Here is a 17,961-nt window from a genome sequence, read left to right on the forward strand (position 1 = left end):
AAACCAGTTAGAATCTATGTAATCAATAAAAGGACGGACAAACATGAAGAAATATTCACAGATTTTCCAAGGGACCGCTTTCTCAAGCAAGTCCCCAAAAGAAGTACAAATTTTAAAAGACCATCTGTTCTTTGTTAACGATGACGGAGCCATTGAGAAGGTTGTCTCTCCTGACGATCAAAACTATCAAAATTTATTATCAGAATATCAAGGCGGAGCAAACTTTCATCGTTTAACCGAAGGACAATACATCCTGCCAGGCTTCGTCGATTTGCACGTGCACGCGCCGCAGTGGGCTCAATCTGGAACGGCACTCGATATCCCGCTCTATGATTGGTTAAATACATACACCTTCCCGATTGAGGCAAAATTTTCTGATTTAGAGTTTGCGAAAAAGGTATACCAGGACGTTGTCAGCACCTTGCTTGCAAACGGGACAACCACGGCTCTTTATTTCGCAACTGTACATAAAGAAGCAAGCGTCCTGCTGGCAGAAATATGTGCGGAAAAAGGGCAGCGCGGCTTAGTCGGGAAAGTGGTCATGGATAACCCTGACCAGACACCGGAATATTATCGGGACTCGGACACAGCAACTGCCTTGGCAGATACAGAGGAATTTATCAAAGCGGTAAAAGAAGTGGCGAAGCGGGCGAAACAGGGGGTATTCCCAGTAGTGACACCGCGCTTTATTCCAAGCTGTACTGACGAAACTCTAAAAGGTTTAGGTGAATTGGCGGCTAAGTACGATGCACATGTCCAGTCGCACTGCAGTGAAAGCGATTGGGCGCATGGCTATGTTCAGGATCGCATGGGCAAAAATGACGCATTTGCGTTACATGATTTCGGCTTATTAAGGGAAAAATCCGTCATGGCGCATTGCAATTTTCTCAGTGATGACGATGCAGACTTGTTTGCGGAAACCGGCACGGCTATTGCCCATTGTCCTATTTCCAATGCTTATTTTGCGAACAGCGTCATTCCAATCGCCCGTTTCCAAGCAAAAGGAGTCGAGATTGGCTTAGGGTCTGATATTTCCGGAGGGTTCTCACCAAGTCTGTTCGACAATGTAAGACAAGCATTGATGTCTTCAAGAATGCTGGAGGATGGAGTGAACCCGGCTTTGCCTGCTGAAGACCGGGGAGTGCCGAATTCTCGCATCACTATAGGTGAAGCATTCTATCTGGCCACTGCCGGAGGAGGAGAAAGCCTATCTCTCCCAATCGGCCGTCTTGAGGAAAACTATGCTTGGGACATCCAAATCATCGATACAGCTATAGAGACTGCCCGGCTGCCACTCTATGATACAGAAGAAAAATTGCATGATATCTTCCAAAAAATTTTGTACCTCGCCCGCCCGGAAAACATACGCGAAGTTTGGGTCCAAGGGGAAAAGGTTTATAAGAGATGAATTAATGAAAATACCCTGCCAATAATCGGCAGGGTATTTTCACTTTATTAAATTCTTAGCTTTATTTTCGAAAAAGGATTGAATTCCGTAAAGCAAAAAGGCCTTGTAAAAAAAGTAAAGGAAAAACTGAAAATGATTAATGCGCACTAGTTTAAATATTTTCGTTTTCTCTAAGAAACCTGCAAAAGGAAAAGCAAAGAAAGCATCTACCAATGCATTTAATAATATATAACGAATGAAATTTCCGTAAGTCCATTTTAATATCCACAAGGAACCGACTAAATGCGGTCCGATGTTATAAGGAAACTCTCTAAAGAAAAACGACCTTGGTGTTCTGGGAATAATCCACCATTTGCGTTTTCTGGCAATTTGCACATTAAGTCCTTCTATCAACGAAATCAGGATGGATGCAGGAAGATATCTCTTTATGTTGCTCTTTCCCAAAAAAGGGAGCGTCGACCATGCTATAAGGACAATAGATACACTCAGTATCCAGTGTTTTTTCATTGAAAGTATTCCCCTTCATATAACTAGATTAATTTATAAACGTATTATCTACAAAACCGATCATTTCATTCCACTTCTATTAAACACTGGACTTTTATCAAAAATTTAAATATAAATCCAAACACTGAAGCATTATAATATAATTTGTCATTTGCAGTTATTTAACAAATTTTGTTAGTTTTATAATCATCAAAAGGAAGTGTAAGGGGTGTCAAATCCATTAGCCAATAACAATAAAATGCATCAAAATTTATCCGCCGATTGTGAGAACTGCTTTGCTTTATGCTGTGTTGCGCTGCCCTACGCCAAGTCTGCCGATTTTGCGTTTGATAAAGATAGCGGGACCCCTTGTAAGAACCTGCAATCCGATCACCGCTGCAGAATTCATCAAAATCTTAGAGATAAAGGGTTCCGCGGCTGTTCTGCCTACGAATGCTTTGGGGCAGGCCAAAAGGTTTCCCAAAATACGTATGAGGGAAGAGATTGGCGGGAGAACCCCGAGTCAGCCAAGGAAATGTTCAATGTATTTCCCATCATGCAGCAGCTCCACGAAATGCTTTATTACTTAAATGAGGCAATGCGTTTTGAAGAAACAAAAGCCATTCATCATGAACTGCATGCGGCCTTTGAAGAAACAGAAAGCCTGACCAATTTAACGCCAAAGGAAATCTTGAATCTTGATGTCCCATCACATCGGGCAAAGGTAAATAAGTTATTTTTACGTACCAGTGAACTAGTCCGGGCAAAGAATCCACCTGGGAAAAATAGCAACAAAATCGGCAAAGGCAGTGACCTGATTGGGGCAAAGCTGAGAAGTGCCGACCTGAGGGGAGTAAATTTAAGGGGGGCTTTGTTAATCGCAGCCGATCTTCGAGAATCGGACCTTAGAGGAGTCGACTTTATTGGTGCGGACATGAGGGATGCCGACCTAAGCGGTGCCAATCTTACTGGAAGTATCTTTCTTACGCAGGCGCAAGTAAATGCAGCAAAGGGCGACCGCTATACAAAATTGCCGCCTGCATTAAGGACTCCGGCTCATTGGAAATAAAATTAAATTATCGGGAATGGAAACGGTCTGGCATCCAGGCTGTTTTTTGTTTATTAAATTTTTCCAAATCTATCCAAATTAATGGTAAACTTAAATTAAGAATGTTTAGAAGGCAGGAGGGCTCCTATATGATAAAGGATAAAAAATCCTTATATATATCTATCATCCTATATTTGCTCGTAATCGTGTTAACCCTCCCTTTCCCAAATGAAGGTACCCTTGGCGAGACGCTTGCTTCGATGTTCCATTTACAAGTTAGACCGGCAAATGGTTTGAACTATTTTAGCATTGCCTTATTTGTTGCGTTAATGATGAGTCTATATTTGCTTTCAAAATCATTGAATAAGTATCAAACTAGATTCATAGTTATTGCCTTTTTGGGGGCAATGGTTCTCCCATCTCTTTTGGCCAGTTCCATTCAAAAATATTTTGCAACAGGTATTTACACAATCTCCTTCAATCACAACGAAAGCCGGTGCCATTTTGAAATGGCTGATGAGAAAATATTGCACGGCGAATGTGTACTTCCATTTGAAAACAACCGCAGCAAACCCGTCAGCTTTACCATTGAATTTTACGATAAATATGAGGACGAATTCTTAACACTGCTAAACATCAATGCTCCTTATGCAGTTAAGCTTGATGGGAAGGAAAGTAAACGAGTGGAGATTGAAGCAGATATTGATGTATCGAAAATGAAAAGCCACATTGATAGTGCCGATGTAAATGGCGTGAATATAATCATCAAGTCGGGCGGGAAAAGCCGAAAATTATGAGAAGATTAACGGAGGTGTTTAGATGGATGCGGTAATTTGGCTGTTGATCTTGCTGCTGCTTACCCTTTTCAACTGGGGAGCTATTTCTTTTCATAATAATAAAAAATTGCACTTTTTTTGGTCCGGGATTATTATCAGTATTCTTGGCCCCATCATTGCCTTTTTAATCGGGGCAATATTTGTGAAGATGGACCATAGTGCAGGCGGCACAGGTGAAGGCGGAGCCATTGGCGCTGCTTTTATTGGTTTAATGATCGTCGGCAACGGGATTCTTTATGTTTTCATTGGAATGATTGTAAAAATAGTTTCGTTAATAAAAGGGAATTCAGCCTAATTAGGTCAGTCCATTATTCGGTTACTATAGAGCAATATAGGAAATAATAAAAAAGCCTAAATCATCCTGTGATTTAGGCTTTTTTATTCCGATAATATAAGCATTATTTCCTCCTTGAAAAAATATTTGGTTTAAAATGTATTTTGTGACTTAAGTTTTAGAAAGAAGTGGTCGGTATGGAGAAATCACCATCTATATTAAAACAAGCTTTGACCGTCAATAGGAAGCCATTTCCGTGGCTAAAGGCCTTTACAGCAGGACTGGCTGCGGCACTGCCGATTTTGATTGGCTTGTTATTTGGCAACCTGGAATATGGATTAATTGCCGGATTGGGCGGATTTACATATCTATATGTGTTTAATGTTCCATACGCGCAGCGAGCGAAAAAGATCTTTTGGATTGTCATTGCCCTCACTTTCCTTACCGCGTTAGGTACACTGGTGGCCCCTTATCCCATGCTGGTAGCGATTTTTATGGGCATCATCGGAGCTGCAGCCATCTTTATTTTCGGAGCCTTAAGGATTGCAGGTCCTGCTGCCATCTTCCTGGTCCTCGTTTTTTCAATGGTAACAGGAATGCCCCAGGCACCTGAGCTTGCTCCATTAAGAGCAGGCCTAGTCTTCCTAGGCGGAAGTCTATCATGGATTTTGGCTATGCTTGGCTGGTTTTCTGATCCCCATGGTCCTGAAACAGGAGTAGTTAAAAGGGGCCTGTTAGAGCTCGCAGCATTGCTTGATTCAGTAGGGACAGACCGATTCCACGAGTCGCGGCACCGTGTCATGTCAGCATTAATGGATGCGGACGAAACATTGGCATCAGGGCAAACGCCTATCAGGCAAACGAACTATTTCAAACGTTTATATGTATTAAACAATTCGGCTCATAATATTTTTACCTATTTACTTGAAGATTTTCCAGAAGACCGAGTACCACTACCGCCAGAAGCAGCGCAGTCTGTCCGAAAAATAGCAAACTCGTTAAGCAAAAAAAATAAAAGTGACACTAATTCTGAAGTCATTTTACAGCCTGAAGAGATGGATGCTTCGGTCGCTCATTTATTTAAATTGATTTATGATGCAGATGCAGTTATGAATGAACCCACTTCCAAAATCAATCAAGAGGTTGAATTCTCAAAATTGTCACTTAAGAGTGTCTTTGGCGGGGCCTTTGATAAAAACTCGATTATTTTTATTGCTGCCATGAGGTTTGGGATCATCACAATCATTGCTGCTATCTTCGCGTTTGAGGTCGGATTTGCCCGTTCCTTTTGGGTCCCATTGTCCTGCGTGGCCGTCATGTCAGGCTATTCCATAGTCGCCACTTACCATCGGGCCATTCAAAGAGGAATAGGTACATTGCTTGGAATTCTGATTGCCAGCTTGATTCTTTCGATTCAGCCTGATGGATACATAATCGCTTTATTAGTTTTACTGTTTACGTTCATTACTGAGCTGTTTATCGTGAAAAATTATGCGTTAGCGGCATTGTTTTTCACCCCTAATGCGTTACTCATGGCAGAAAGCACAAGCCATGGGAGCTTTAGCTTTGCCTATTTTGCCTCGGCAAGAATGATGGATGTTTTTATCGGCAGTATCATTGGTCTAATAGGAGTATGGCTGGTCGGAAGGAGGTCCGCCTCCAGCCGACTTCCGCACTTAATCAGCAAAACCATTCGCAGTCAGTCGCAATTTTTATTTGTTCTCTTCTCTGACCAAGGAAAGGGGTTTAATGCTAGAAATAGCACAGAGTTAAAGAAAATGAGAACGAACATTTTGAATTTGAAAATCCTGTATAATACTGCTTCAGGTGAGATTCCGGTCAATCGCGATGTATTGGATTATTACTGGCCGGTAGTCCATTCTATTGAACATCTAGGTTATCTGCTGGAGAATGCAGCTAAATTAAGCAACCGTCCAATTCTTGCTGATGATGAACTTGCCCAGCTGCTCTTAGCGTGTGAAACGATGGCGATAGCGACCCATTTGAAAAAAGCACCGCCCCTAAAATCGATTCCTGGAATCATATCATTCCAAAGTATCCAAAAAGAGCTCCGTTACTTACAAAAGGCGCTTCAAAATTATGAAGGAGTTCCTTTATAGTGCGGTTTCGTAAAATTCGTCCCAAAAAGCTAAGCGTGGTCTTGAAGCGGCCACGCTTTTAATTTGGAATTCAGAAGTTTTTCCAAAAACCTGACCCAAACCGAAATGTTCCCTCCAAAAAATAGAAATACTATAAGAAAAATTTGAAGGAGGAGCAGTCTTTGGGACAAGTCATTTTAGACGATTTCAGCCAAGAAATGGCGGAATACTTTAAAGAGCATATTTTTGAAAACCTGGACAAGATTATGCAGGGCCCGCTGCTTTATCATTATACGTCCATGAAAGCATTGAATAATATCCTGGACCGGGAAAAGTGCTTTTGGATTACCCGTGTGGACTTCATGAACGATTACAAAGAGATCGCCTATGTGACTGAAGTAGTTCGGGCGATTATTGGCGAGATTGAGGACAGCAAAGAAAAAGACACCTTTATTGCCTTATACAAGGATTTTGCCTCCACCGAAAGTTATTATAAGGATTTAAACATCTTCGCCTTTTCCTTAACGGAAAACCCTGATTCGTTGCCGCTCTGGTATAACTACGGGGCGAATGAGGGCTGCAATATCGGAATCGACGCCTCGAAATTTTTTGGGCAATCATTTAACTCACAAATTACCTTTGTTGGAAAAGTGGTTTATGATGAGGAGAAACAAAGGCAAATTGTGAAAGAAGTGATTACCAGACTGCTGAAATTGGTAAGAAACTCCAATTTGTCAGAGGAGAGTTTTTCGCGTGTGTTGCTATTTACTTTCGGAACATTAGGCTGCTTTATTAAGCATCCCACCTTTGCCTGCGAAGAAGAATTCAGATTCATTTTCATCCCAAAATCCGATGAACACATCCACTTTCGGGTGTCCCGAGGGGCATTTATCCCGTTTATTAAAGTACCTGTGGTTGACCAAAATGATGAATCACGGGAAGGCAAGCTTTTGGTTCGCAAAATAACGATCGGCCCCCGAACCAAATTAGATATTGTCAAGTCCGGGCTAGAATTCTATTTGTCCGTAAAAAAACTGGAAGGGATAGAACTTTGTACGTCTAAAGCCCCATTAAGATTTTAAGAGGCGAACGGTAAATTGGTGCTGTTCGCTTTTTTTCTACTAAATGAGGAGTTGCTGTGTAGAGTGTGGGCTGAGTGTTACAATGTTTGGGGCTCCCTAGAAGGGGATGTTAAGGGCAAAGCAGCGTGCAAACTGGAGTTAATATAATAAGGCGAAACAAGAAATCAATCATTCTTACAACTCCTTTAGATTTGAGTTTGATAAACTCAGTATAGACGAATTTTGTTAATCCATTTTGGAGGAATTGTAAATTTATTGTCAATTTTATTCCGATAACGGAAGGGAAGATAAGTTACAAAATGAAAGCAATGGTCATAGATCGATATGGTAAAAATGTTCCTGTACGCCTAATGGAGAAACCGACGCCTCTGCTTGGTGAACATGAGGTATTGGTTGAAATTCATGCAGCAAGCATTAATCCTGTAGATTTTAAAATTAGAGATGGAATCGTGAGGCTACTAGCGAAATATGAATTTCCTTTAACGTTGGGGAATGATTTTTCGGGGACAATCATCCAGGTGGGATCGAAGGTAACAAAGTTTTCAATCGGAGATGAGGTGTTTGGACGGCCTAGAAAAACCAGAATCGGGACATTTGCTGAGATGATTGCGGTTCACGAGGATGACATCGCCTTAAAGCCAGGTAATTTATCCTTTGAAGAAGCTGCCTCAATCCCATTGGTGGGATTAACGACAATCCAAGCTTTTGAGATGATGGGGCTTAAAGCAGGACAAAAAGTCTTTATACCTGCAGGTTCAGGTGGGGTAGGCACCTTTGCGATCCAACTGGCTAAAGAAATGGGGGTATACGTGGCAACCACTGTCAGCGAAAAGGGATACGACCTCGTTAAGTCCCTAGGGGCGGATGTAATCGTTAATTATAAAAAAGAGAGTTTTGCAGAGATTTTAAAAGATTACGATGCAGTATTTGATACGGTAGGAAAAGATACGCTGGTCAAGTCGTTTGAAATTTTAAAACCGCTTGGAAAAATTGTTTCCATTGCCGCATTGCCTGATGCCAAATTTGCTAGAAAAGAAAATTTAGGTTTATTTCGAATGATTCTCTTTTCACTCGTCAACCTCAAAACTGCATCATTAGAAAAGAAGTATAACGTAGAGTATCTCTATCATTTCATGAAACCAAGTGGTAAGCAGTTAACCTTTATTAAAGGTTTAATCGAGCAGGGTAAAATCATCCCTGTAATCGACCGAGTTTATCCGTTTGTCGATACACAGGAAGCATTGGATTACGTGGAAACAGGACGAGCAAAAGGGAAGGTTATTGTTAGGATAAAATAAGAGGACTCTAAATCTATTGTAGAATGAGCATAATCGACATCAGAAGGAGCAGGTTATGACTGAGATTGTGTTGTAGCGGAATCAAGGGCAAAGGTGAACCGGTCAAAAAAGTGGCTCACACTCTAAGCAATGTGCGCTACTATTTATCGAAAGAGTAAGCTCTCTCCACCCTGCAGATTCTCACTTTGTAATGCTTATACCATTCAGTTTGGCCCTTTTCCTGCGCCGCTTTATGTGCTGTATGTTCCTTCCATGCCTTTATCGCCTCCAAAGAGTCCCAGTAGGATACGGTAATTCCTGTCTCTTTGTCACGGGCACTTTCAATTCCTAAGAAACCTTTTTGCCTTGAAGCTAATTCGACCATTTTTTCTGCCATCTTCTCGTAACCATTGTCACCATCGGTTCGTACCGATGTGAAAATGACCGCATAGTATGGTGGTGCTGGAGTTTTGTCGGTATTACTCAATGTTTCTTCCCCCTTTTAAAATTAAATTTGTGGGCTTTATAGAATTTTAGTAACTCGGCAGGCGGACGATCATCCTTTATTAAAGCAATTGAGGGGCAAAAGAGAAATAAACCAAAAGTTGTATATTGTACTTCTTGATATATGTTTGGAAGGTTTGAGCAATGCCTATATTTTCAGCATTCGCTTAGGTATGAATATGAACCGAACTTGTGATAAAATCGTAATATTGAAATCTCTTAACGAAGGAGCGACCGCATGAACATAGAGTTAACTTATAAAATCATCAGTGATATGTGTGGCGCGGTCTCCTTCAAAAGAGGAGATTATTTTTATCGGACGAACAAAGTGACCTTCACTGAATATGGTCTGGATCGCTGTCAGGCGACAGTTGATGGCGATTTTCATGTAACTGTTGAAACGGATGCAGATGGTGAGATTCGTACAAATTGCAGCTGCCCTAAGCTAGCTTCTTTTCAAAAGGATTGCCAGCATATTGCTGCTGTTTTATTGGCGATCTACGACCATCAGCAGCAAGGGACCACACCAAATCAGGAACTGACCGCCGGCCTGATGACCATTTTCGATCATAAGCCCGTCCAGTCTAGCGGACACCAGAATTATTTTGAAAAAAGAACCGTGCTGGATGCCGGGTTTACCTGTAAACCAGTCGCAGCAGGCGAAGGCCGGCTTATACTTGGCATTGAGATGGACGTGGAAGAGAACAAGGTTAAGAATATCAGAGAGTTTTTGAACAAGGTCAGCAATGGAAATCCATGTATTGTTTCGGAGTCCTTTACCTACGACCCAAGCCTTCATTGCTTTCAAAAAGAAACCGACGCCGTCATTCAGCAGCTGATTAACATGGTTCGAGATGAACAGGCGTATGGCAAGGAAGCTTTGGATCTGCAAGTCCTGCCGATTTCGGCATCCTTATGGGACCGGCTCCTGCCATTACTTATAAAGGCTTCCCGGGTCAAAATACATTACAATGGCCAAACCTATGAGGAACTCCAGCTGTCAGACGGTTCGCTGCCAATACAGTTTGCTTTTACGGAAAATCTACTGGTGGTTGAAGGATTCGATCAAATACTGATTCTCGAAACCTATCGCTCCGTTCTTTACGAGGGGAAAATAACACAATTGAAGAATCAGGATTTCCAGAGGTTATTGGAACTAAAGCGAATGCTCCATGATTCCAGGACCAACAAAATCCCGATCCCGCACGAACAAATTCCGTTTTTTCTTGAAAAAGTCGCTCCGGGATTGAAAGAACTAGGACAGGTAGAGATTGCCGATTCCATCACAAAAACCTGGATGAAAACACCGTTGAAGGCCAAGCTCTACTTGGATCGGGTGAAAAACCGACTCCTCGCAGGGCTTGAGTTTCACTATGAACATATGGTGATCAATCCTTTGGAGGGCAGGGAACTCCCCTCAGGCTCCATGGTCGTTAGGGATGTCGAGAGGGAAGCGGAAATCCTACAAATCATGGAGGACAGCTCATTCGCCAAGACGGATGGGGGCTATTTTTTGCATAATGAGGATCTTGAGTACGAATTTCTGGTCTATGTCGTACCCCGCCTGCAAAAGCTCGCCCAAATATATGCGACCACGGCTGTCCGTAGTCGAATTTTTCGAGAAAATGTTTTTCCGAAAATAAGAGTGAAGGTAAAGAAGGAGCGGACCAATTGGTTGGAATTCAAGTTTGAAATGGACGGTATTTCCGACAATCAGATTCGCTATGTCTTGGAGGCGCTGGAGGAAAAACGGAAGTATTATAGAATGCCGAATGGCTCTCTGCTATCCTTGCAAACAAGGGAATTCGAGGAGATTCAGCAGTTTCTCCATTCACCACTTATGAAGGCCGGTGACTTAGGGAATGGACTGGCCTTGCCTATCGAACAGTGTCTGCAGCTGCTGGATACGGTGGAGGTGAGCGACACCTTTAAGCTAGAGGAATCGTTCCGGCAGTTTATGGAACAGCTCCGAAACCCGGGCAGCCTGGACTTCGAGGTGCCTCGCAGTCTTGAGCCTATTCTCAAAGATTATCAAAAAGTTGGCTTTAAATGGATGAAGACTCTTGTCCACTTTGGCTTCGGGGGGATTTTGGCCGATGATATGGGACTGGGAAAGACGATTCAAAGCATCGCTTTTATTGTGTCGGTACTTCCGGAAATTCGCAAGCAAAAGCAGCCGGTCCTCGTTGTCTGTCCGTCCTCTCTGACCTATAACTGGCTAAGCGAGTTTAGGAAATTTACGGGGACCTCCCAACTGCGGGCAGTGGTCATCGATGGTTCGAAGGAGGAGCGGAACAGGCAGCAACAGGATCTTTCCGATGTCGATGTCATTGTCACTTCCTATCCTTTGCTGCGTAAGGACATCCTTTGGTTTGAAAAACAAACCTTTCATACCGTGTTTTTTGACGAGGCCCAGGCCTTTAAAAATCCGTTAACGCAAACAGCCCGGGCGGTAAAAAAGCTGCAGGCCCATCATCGTTTTGCGCTGACGGGCACGCCGGTTGAGAACTCATCGGAGGAGCTGTGGTCGATTTTTCATGTCGTTTTTCCGGAGCTTTTCCTTGGGCTAAAGGAATTCAGCCAGCTGACCCGAAAACAAATCGCTCGCAGGATCCGGCCATTCTTGCTGCGCAGGATGAAGGAGGATGTCTTATCCGAACTGCCTGCAAAAATCGAATCGTTGGATTTGGTTGAGCTGTTACCTGAACAAAAGAGGCTGTATGCTGCTTACTTGGCCAAGCTTCGGCATGATACATTAAAGCATCTGGACAAAGACACGATTCGAAAAAATCGTATCAAGATTTTAGCGGGGTTGACCCGCCTGCGGCAGATTTGCTGCCATCCGGGCTTGTTCGTAGACGGCTATCAAGGCGGGTCGGCAAAATTTGAACAGCTCATGGAAATATTAGAGGAATCACGGCTTTCCGGGAGACGGGTGTTAATCTTTTCCCAGTTTACGAAAATGCTGGCGTTGATTGGACGGCGGTTAACGGCAAAAGGACAGCCATACTTTTACCTTGATGGGCAGACTCCATCTGAAGAGCGGGTGGAAATCTGCGAACGGTTCAATCGCGGTAAACGCGACCTTTTCCTGATTTCCTTGAAAGCAGGCGGAACCGGCCTTAATCTGATGGGGGCGGATACCGTTATTTTATATGACACTTGGTGGAACCCGGCCGTCGAGGAACAAGCCGCAGACCGCGCGCACCGGATGGGCCAGCAAAATGAGGTTCAGGTCATCAAGCTTATCGCCCGCGGCACCATCGAGGAAAAGATTAATGAACTGCAGGACAAAAAGAGGCTTTTAATTGAGGAAATTATTGATTCGGATGAGAAGGCGATGGGGACACTGACGGAAGAGGATATTAGAGAGATACTGATGATTTAATAACCTTTATTGGCGCCCGGACAGCTGAAAAATCAAGAGCTTAGGTCGCCAATAGAGGCAATTGGCGCCCGGACAGTGTAAAAATCAAGAGCTTCGGTCGCCAATAGAGGCAATTGGCGCCCGGACAGTGTAAAAATCAAGAGTTTCGGTCACCAATAGAGGCAATTGGCGCCCGGACAGTGTAAAAATCATGAGTTTCGGTCACCAATAGAGGCAATTGGCGCCCGGACAGTGTAAAAGTCAAGAGTTTCGGTCACCAATAGAGGCAATTGGCGCCCGGACAGTGTAAAAATGAAGAGTTTCGGTCACCAATAGAGGCAATTGGCGCCCGGACAGTGTAAAAGTCAAGAGTTTCGGTCACCAATAGAGGCAATTGGCGCCCGAACGACGGAAAAACCAAGAGCCCGGGTCACCAATAGAGGTTATTGGCGCCCGAACGATGGGAAAATCAAGAGCTCCGGTCACCAATAGGAATTATTGGCGACCGGTCTCCATATAAATTTGAATTAGAACCTACGTAAACGCCGAAAAAGCCCCAGCAGTTACCTTTTCCATTACTTTTGCATGATCAGCATCCAGTTTAGCCTCAAACACGACGATATTTGTAAAATCAGCATAAAGAATATCCCCTTTATGAAACGGACCAAGTTCCCGAAAATTGCCACTCGTCAATTCCGCTTCAAAATAATCTTCCGTATCAAGGCGTTTCAGGACAACCCGAACAGTAGATCCAACCGCATTGACATGTGAGGCTTCTGCTGGTATGCCAACCCCATTGAAAAACCTGCTCAACCCAATCTCATGGGGGCGGATATACCCGACCGCTTCAACCGCCGAATCCCTCGCAATTGCAACATCATTATACAAAGCAGCCCCACGGAATTCGTTCACCCGGCCCAAAAAGCTATAGACAAAGGCATTTGCCGGTTTTTCATAAACTTCCGCAGGTGAACCAATTTGTTCAATTTTCCCATGATTCATCACCACAACAGTGTCGGCCATCTCAAGTGCCTCTTCCTGATCATGCGTGACAAATACAGTGGTAATATTAAGCTTTCGGTGGATTTCCCTTAACCAATGACGCAGCTCCTGGCGAACCTTGGCATCCAACGCTCCGAATGGTTCATCAAGAAGCAGCACCTCCGGCTCCACGGCCAGTGCCCGGGCCAACGCAATCCTTTGCCTTTGGCCACCTGAAAGCTGGGAGGGATAACGGTCGGCCACACCCTCCAGCTGCACCAGCCTTAATAACTCTAGTACTTTATCCTTGATTTCACTCCTGGAAGGACGCAATTTGCGCGGTCGTACCTTCAACCCAAAAGCCACATTTTCAAAAATTGTCATATGTTTAAACAGGGCATAATGCTGAAATACAAAGCCAACCTTTCGTTCTTTTACAGTCTTGAAAGAATAATCCGTACCGTTGAAAAATATCGAACCTGTATCCAGCCCCTCCAGTCCTGCAATCAGTCTGAGAAGGGTGGTTTTCCCAGAACCGGAAGGACCTAATAATGCCACAAAATCTCCGGTTGATATTTCTAGCTTGATATCTTTGACGGCCGCAAAAGCACCAAATACTTTCGTTGCGCCACTGATTGTAATCCCCATATCTTAATCTCCCTTTCTATTATTCTTCCATTCCAAAATACTTTTAAAAACTAACGTAACAAGCGCAAGCAGAGCCAATAGGGAAGCGACGGCAAAAGCGGCGGTAAAGTTATATTCGTTATACAAAATTTCAACATGAAGAGGGAGGGTGTTGGTCAGCCCTCTTATGTGGCCGGAAACAATCGAAACGGCGCCAAACTCACCCATCGCCCGGGCGTTGCACAGAATCACACCGTACAGTAATCCCCATTTAATATTTGGCAGAGTGACCCGAAAAAACATTTGCCAGCCGTTCGCACCAAGTGTTATTGCTGCCTGCTCCTCTTCAGTGCCCTGTTCCTGCATAATTGGAATTAACTCGCGAACTACAAACGGGAAGGTGACAAAAGTAGTAGCGAGAACAATTCCCGGTACACTAAATATGATTTTTAAATTGCTGGCTTCCAAAAACGGACCAAACACCCCATTTGAACCATACAACAACACAAACACGAGACCTGCAATAACAGGGGAAACAGCAAAAGGGATATCAATCAGGGTAATCAGGATATTCTTACCCTTAAAATTAAATTTCGCCATTCCCCAAGCGGCAATGACGCCGAAGATGGTATTCAAGGGAACGGCAATAGCCGCGGTGATGAGCGTAAGTTTAATCGCTGAAAGGGCATCAGGCTCTGTGATGGCCGCGAAGTATAATTCAATTCCTTTTTTCAAAGCCTCAGTAAAAACCGCGATGAGGGGAATGAGGATAAAGATCCCTAAGAATCCCAGGGCAGTTCCAATCAGCAGCCATTTTCTTATCGGAGCCAGCTTAATCCGGCTGGCTCCTGGAATTTTTAGATGGACATGTTCTCTAGCAATCATATTTTTCAAACTCCTCTAGGTCACTTGATGTTTCCTCGCCGTTCTCCACTGCCAAAAATTAATTAAGAATAATAGAAGGAAGGAGATTACGAGCATGACAGCAGCAATGGCGGCGGCACCCCCGTAGTTGTATTGCTCCAATTTTGTAATGATGAGCAGGGGGACAATTTCCGTTTTCATCGGCATGTTACCGGATATGAACACGACCGACCCATATTCACCCAAAGCCCTTGCAAAGGCAAGGGCAAAGCCAGTTAACATGGCCGGGAAAATGGCTGGAAAAATAATTTTGAAAAAAATCTGGGACGAATTGGCACCAAGTGTCGCGGCGGCCTCTTCAAACTGTTGATCCAATTCCTGCAAGACAGGCTGGACAGAACGAACCACAAAGGGGAGGCCGATAAACGTCAACGCAATCATGATTCCATACTGTGTATAGGCAATCTTCACCCCGGCTGCTTCTAAATATTGACCAATCCAACCATTCGGAGCATAGATGGCGGTAAGTGCAATCCCTGCAACTGCAGTCGGCAGGGCAAACGGCAGGTCGACAAGCGCATCAACGAATCGTTTCCCAAAGAAGTCATATCTGACTAATACCCAGGCAATAAGCGTTCCAAATAGAACATTCACCATTGCAGCAACGAAGGAGGTATAGAAGGTCAGTTTATAGGAAGCTACGACTCTCTCATTCGTTATAGTCTCCCAAAATTCGGCCAAACTTATGGTAGTTGCTTTTAAAAATAAAACCGCAATCGGGATCAGGACAATTAGGCTGAGATAAATGACCGTATACCCCATTGACAAGCCGAATCCCGGGAGCACCCGGCGGCGTTTGGATTGATTAAACACGTGAAAGCCTCCATTCTTTACGGTTTATAGATTTGGTCGAAGATGCCGCCATCATCAAAGTGAGTTTTTTGGGCTTTCTTCCAGCCGCCAAAAACCTCATCAATCGTGAATAGTTTGATATCCGGGAACTGGCTCGCATATTTTTCAGCGATGTCTTTATTGCGTGGGCGGTAAAAATTCTTCGCGGCAATGTCCTGTCCTTCAACTGTATATAAATAGTCAAGATACGCTTTTGCCACTTCTTCGGTCCCATGCTTTTTCGCCACTGTATCGACAACGGAAACAGGAGGTTCAGCCAGGATGCTGACAGATGGATTGACTACTTCAAATTTGTCTTCGCCGAATTCCTTAAGGGCAAGATAAGCCTCATTTTCCCATGCAATCAATACATCACCGATTCCTCTTTCGACGAAGGTAGTCGTCGAGCCGCGGGCTCCGGAATCCAATACCGGTACGTTTTTAAAGAGCTTTGCCACAAATTCCTGTGCTTTTTGTTCATTTCCGTTATTTTGCTGCAGTGCATAGCCCCAAGCAGCTAAGTAATTCCAACGTGCACCGCCAGAGGTTTTTGGATTCGGGGTAATAACGGAAACATCTTTTTTCACTAAGTCATCCCAGTCCTTGATTCCTTTGGGATTCCCTTTTCGCACCAGGAAGACAATGGTTGAGGTGTACGGTGAACTGTTGTCAGCCAGCCGCTCCTGCCAGTCGTCCGCAAGCTTGCCTGCTCCTGCAATCGCATCGATATCATAAGCAAGGGCCAGCGTCACGACATCGGCTTCGAGTCCGTCAATAACAGAGCGGGACTGCTTGCCGGAACCGCCATGAGATTGGTTAATCGTCACTTTTTGACCAGTTTTCTTCTCCCAATAGGCGGCGAAGCTTTTGTTATATTCCTCGTAAAGTTCACGGGTTGGATCATATGACACATTTAGCAGTTCAATCGGTTTCTTACTGGTTTCCTTTGCGGCGGCATCTTTTTTGGACTTGGCCGGTTCAGTTGAAGTTTGGCTCGAGCAACCGGCCGCCCCTACAAGAAACATGAGTGAAATTAACGTTATTAAGACTTTTTTGAGCATTTTTAACTCCCCTTTTTTTGTGTATTGGCGGGGCTTTTTTTCAACAAAAAAAGCCCATTAGTTTTTGCATGTACATCGTCACGTACATCTAACTAAAGGGCCTTCGGGGGTCCGATCGGCAGCATATTCATCTTTCGGTTTTCCTGTTGTTCGTTACTTGGCTGGTTTTTTTCTGCAGTGGCAGCCGGTGTCTTTCTAACCGGTCGATTTGCGTGATTTGCGAATCGTGAACGGTGATTTGCACAGTTCCAAATTCTAATCCTTCCAACAAACTTTCGAGTTTTTCTAGCACTTGATGATTAAGGTGTATTTTTGATGACAACTAAATCCTCTCCTTTTACTAGACTTATTTTGTTTTCTAATAAATCTTCAAGTGTTGTCCGGTCTAGGACATAAGCAATGGTATCTCTGACCAAGGACCATAGGGGCTTTAATTGGCAGCCCACCTCTAGTGGACATGGTTCATACTTCGTAATGGATGCACATCCCATCGGTGACAAAGGCCCTTCCAATTCCCGAATGATTTCTCCAATATTGATTTCCTGCGGTTCTTTTAGGAGCATATAGCCGCCTTTTGCCCCTCGTTTACTTGTTACATAGCCCAGCTTTTTTAATTGAAGCAGGATTTGTTCGAGGTAATTAGTGGTTACCAGGGTCTTCTCGGCAATTTCCTGGATGCCGAGGACATTGCCTTGATGCCCTCCAAGCAGGAGCAGGGCCCTTAAGGCATATTCGCCTTTACTTGATACCTTCATTTTGAGTTCCTCTCCTTAATGTTGAGTATTTCAGTCAACATTCACTGCTAAAAATAGCTCCCTAAGGGAGTGCTGGGACAGGAATGTTATGAACCAGGTATTAGTTTTAATAAATATAAGCAGTAAAGGAGTGTAGGGCACTTATCCTATTCCTCTAAAGTCAGCCCAATTTATGATGGTAAAGTAAATTCCGATAATAACTATAGGATTACTTAATTCAAAATCATAATATGCCGTATTTAAAAAATCAAGAACTTTTTGAATTTTTCCATGATAAAAAACGCCTAGAGAATTTTTCGCTCTAAGCGTTTGTTTAGGTTAATTGTCTAGTGCCAGACCCAAAAAAACTTCCGGTGAAATATATGCTACTGAATTGGGAATTCTTCAGGGATCGGTCGCAG

The 17,961-nt window shown here is 43.6% G+C and carries 15 protein-coding genes; 8 read left to right on the plus strand and 7 right to left on the minus strand.

All coding sequences use genetic code 11. The annotated features are described in order from the left end of the window. Nucleotides 1-43: 43 nt before the first annotated feature. From guaD to ACZ5B7_RS04800, 7 genes are all read left to right on the plus strand, one after another. Nucleotides 44-1,408: a guanine deaminase gene (gene guaD / locus ACZ5B7_RS04770; protein WP_464492879.1), complete on the plus strand. Its 1,365-nt coding sequence runs from the start codon at nt 44-46 to the stop codon at nt 1,406-1,408. 715 nt (nt 1,409-2,123) lie between these two features. Then, on the plus strand, nt 2,124-2,963 hold the full coding sequence (locus ACZ5B7_RS04775) for a pentapeptide repeat-containing protein (RefSeq protein WP_464492880.1): 840 nt from the start codon (nt 2,124-2,126) through the stop codon (nt 2,961-2,963). A 128-nt stretch (nt 2,964-3,091) separates the two neighbouring features. Further along, nucleotides 3,092-3,739, plus strand: coding sequence for a hypothetical protein (locus tag ACZ5B7_RS04780; RefSeq protein WP_464492881.1), 648 nt, complete (start codon nt 3,092-3,094; stop codon nt 3,737-3,739). 22 nt (nt 3,740-3,761) lie between these two features. After that, nucleotides 3,762-4,073, plus strand: a complete 312-nt coding sequence (locus ACZ5B7_RS04785) for an ABC transporter permease (RefSeq protein WP_464492882.1) — start codon at nt 3,762-3,764, stop codon at nt 4,071-4,073. A gap of 176 nt (nt 4,074-4,249) precedes the next feature. Continuing rightward, nucleotides 4,250-6,172, plus strand: a complete 1,923-nt coding sequence (locus tag ACZ5B7_RS04790) for an FUSC family protein (RefSeq protein ID WP_464492883.1) — start codon at nt 4,250-4,252, stop codon at nt 6,170-6,172. Nucleotides 6,173-6,333: 161 nt separating this feature from the next. Continuing rightward, entirely contained in the window at nt 6,334-7,233 is a 900-nt protein-coding gene (locus tag ACZ5B7_RS04795; protein WP_464492884.1) for a DUF2971 domain-containing protein, read from the plus strand. Nucleotides 7,234-7,532: 299 nt separating this feature from the next. Further along, complete coding sequence (locus ACZ5B7_RS04800) at nt 7,533-8,531, plus strand: NADP-dependent oxidoreductase (RefSeq protein ID WP_464492885.1); 999 nt, start codon at nt 7,533-7,535, stop codon at nt 8,529-8,531. 139 nt (nt 8,532-8,670) lie between these two features. Here the strand turns inward: ACZ5B7_RS04800 and ACZ5B7_RS04805 are convergent, their stop codons facing one another. After that, on the minus strand, nt 8,671-8,997 hold the full coding sequence (locus ACZ5B7_RS04805) for an antibiotic biosynthesis monooxygenase family protein (protein ID WP_378587650.1): 327 nt from the start codon (nt 8,995-8,997) through the stop codon (nt 8,671-8,673). Between the two features lie 255 nt (nt 8,998-9,252). Here ACZ5B7_RS04805 and ACZ5B7_RS04810 point away from each other — a divergent pair, with 255 nt between their 5' ends. After that, nucleotides 9,253-12,402 carry a DEAD/DEAH box helicase gene (locus ACZ5B7_RS04810; RefSeq protein ID WP_464492886.1) on the plus strand — a complete coding sequence of 1,050 codons (3,150 nt, stop codon included), beginning with the start codon at nt 9,253-9,255 and terminating at the stop codon, nt 12,400-12,402. 513 nt (nt 12,403-12,915) lie between these two features. On the opposite strand, the gene ACZ5B7_RS04815 is transcribed toward ACZ5B7_RS04810, so the two are convergent. The 6 genes from ACZ5B7_RS04815 to ACZ5B7_RS04840 all read right to left on the minus strand — a co-directional run bounded on the left by ACZ5B7_RS04815 (nt 12,916) and on the right by ACZ5B7_RS04840 (nt 17,560). After that, nucleotides 12,916-14,010, minus strand: a complete 1,095-nt coding sequence (locus ACZ5B7_RS04815; RefSeq protein WP_464492887.1) for a sulfate/molybdate ABC transporter ATP-binding protein — start codon at nt 14,008-14,010, stop codon at nt 12,916-12,918. A 3-nt stretch (nt 14,011-14,013) separates the two neighbouring features. After that, nucleotides 14,014-14,874, minus strand: coding sequence for a sulfate ABC transporter permease subunit CysW (gene cysW, locus ACZ5B7_RS04820; RefSeq protein ID WP_464492888.1), 861 nt, complete (start codon nt 14,872-14,874; stop codon nt 14,014-14,016). A gap of 15 nt (nt 14,875-14,889) precedes the next feature. Beyond that, nucleotides 14,890-15,726 (minus strand): sulfate ABC transporter permease subunit CysT, encoded by an 837-nt coding sequence (cysT, locus tag ACZ5B7_RS04825; RefSeq protein WP_464492889.1) that lies wholly within the window; start codon nt 15,724-15,726, stop codon nt 14,890-14,892. Nucleotides 15,727-15,743: 17 nt separating this feature from the next. After that, nucleotides 15,744-16,805: a sulfate ABC transporter substrate-binding protein gene (locus tag ACZ5B7_RS04830; RefSeq protein WP_464492890.1), complete on the minus strand. Its 1,062-nt coding sequence runs from the start codon at nt 16,803-16,805 to the stop codon at nt 15,744-15,746. A 127-nt stretch (nt 16,806-16,932) separates the two neighbouring features. Then, nucleotides 16,933-17,127: a YezD family protein gene (locus ACZ5B7_RS04835; RefSeq protein ID WP_464492891.1), complete on the minus strand. Its 195-nt coding sequence runs from the start codon at nt 17,125-17,127 to the stop codon at nt 16,933-16,935. Continuing rightward, nucleotides 17,105-17,560, minus strand: coding sequence for an RrF2 family transcriptional regulator (locus ACZ5B7_RS04840; protein ID WP_464492892.1), 456 nt, complete (start codon nt 17,558-17,560; stop codon nt 17,105-17,107). The genes ACZ5B7_RS04835 and ACZ5B7_RS04840 overlap by 23 nt, the downstream gene beginning before the upstream one ends. Between the last annotated feature and the right edge of the window lie 401 nt (nt 17,561-17,961).

It is taken from the genome of Neobacillus sp. S1115 (genome assembly GCF_055385565.1).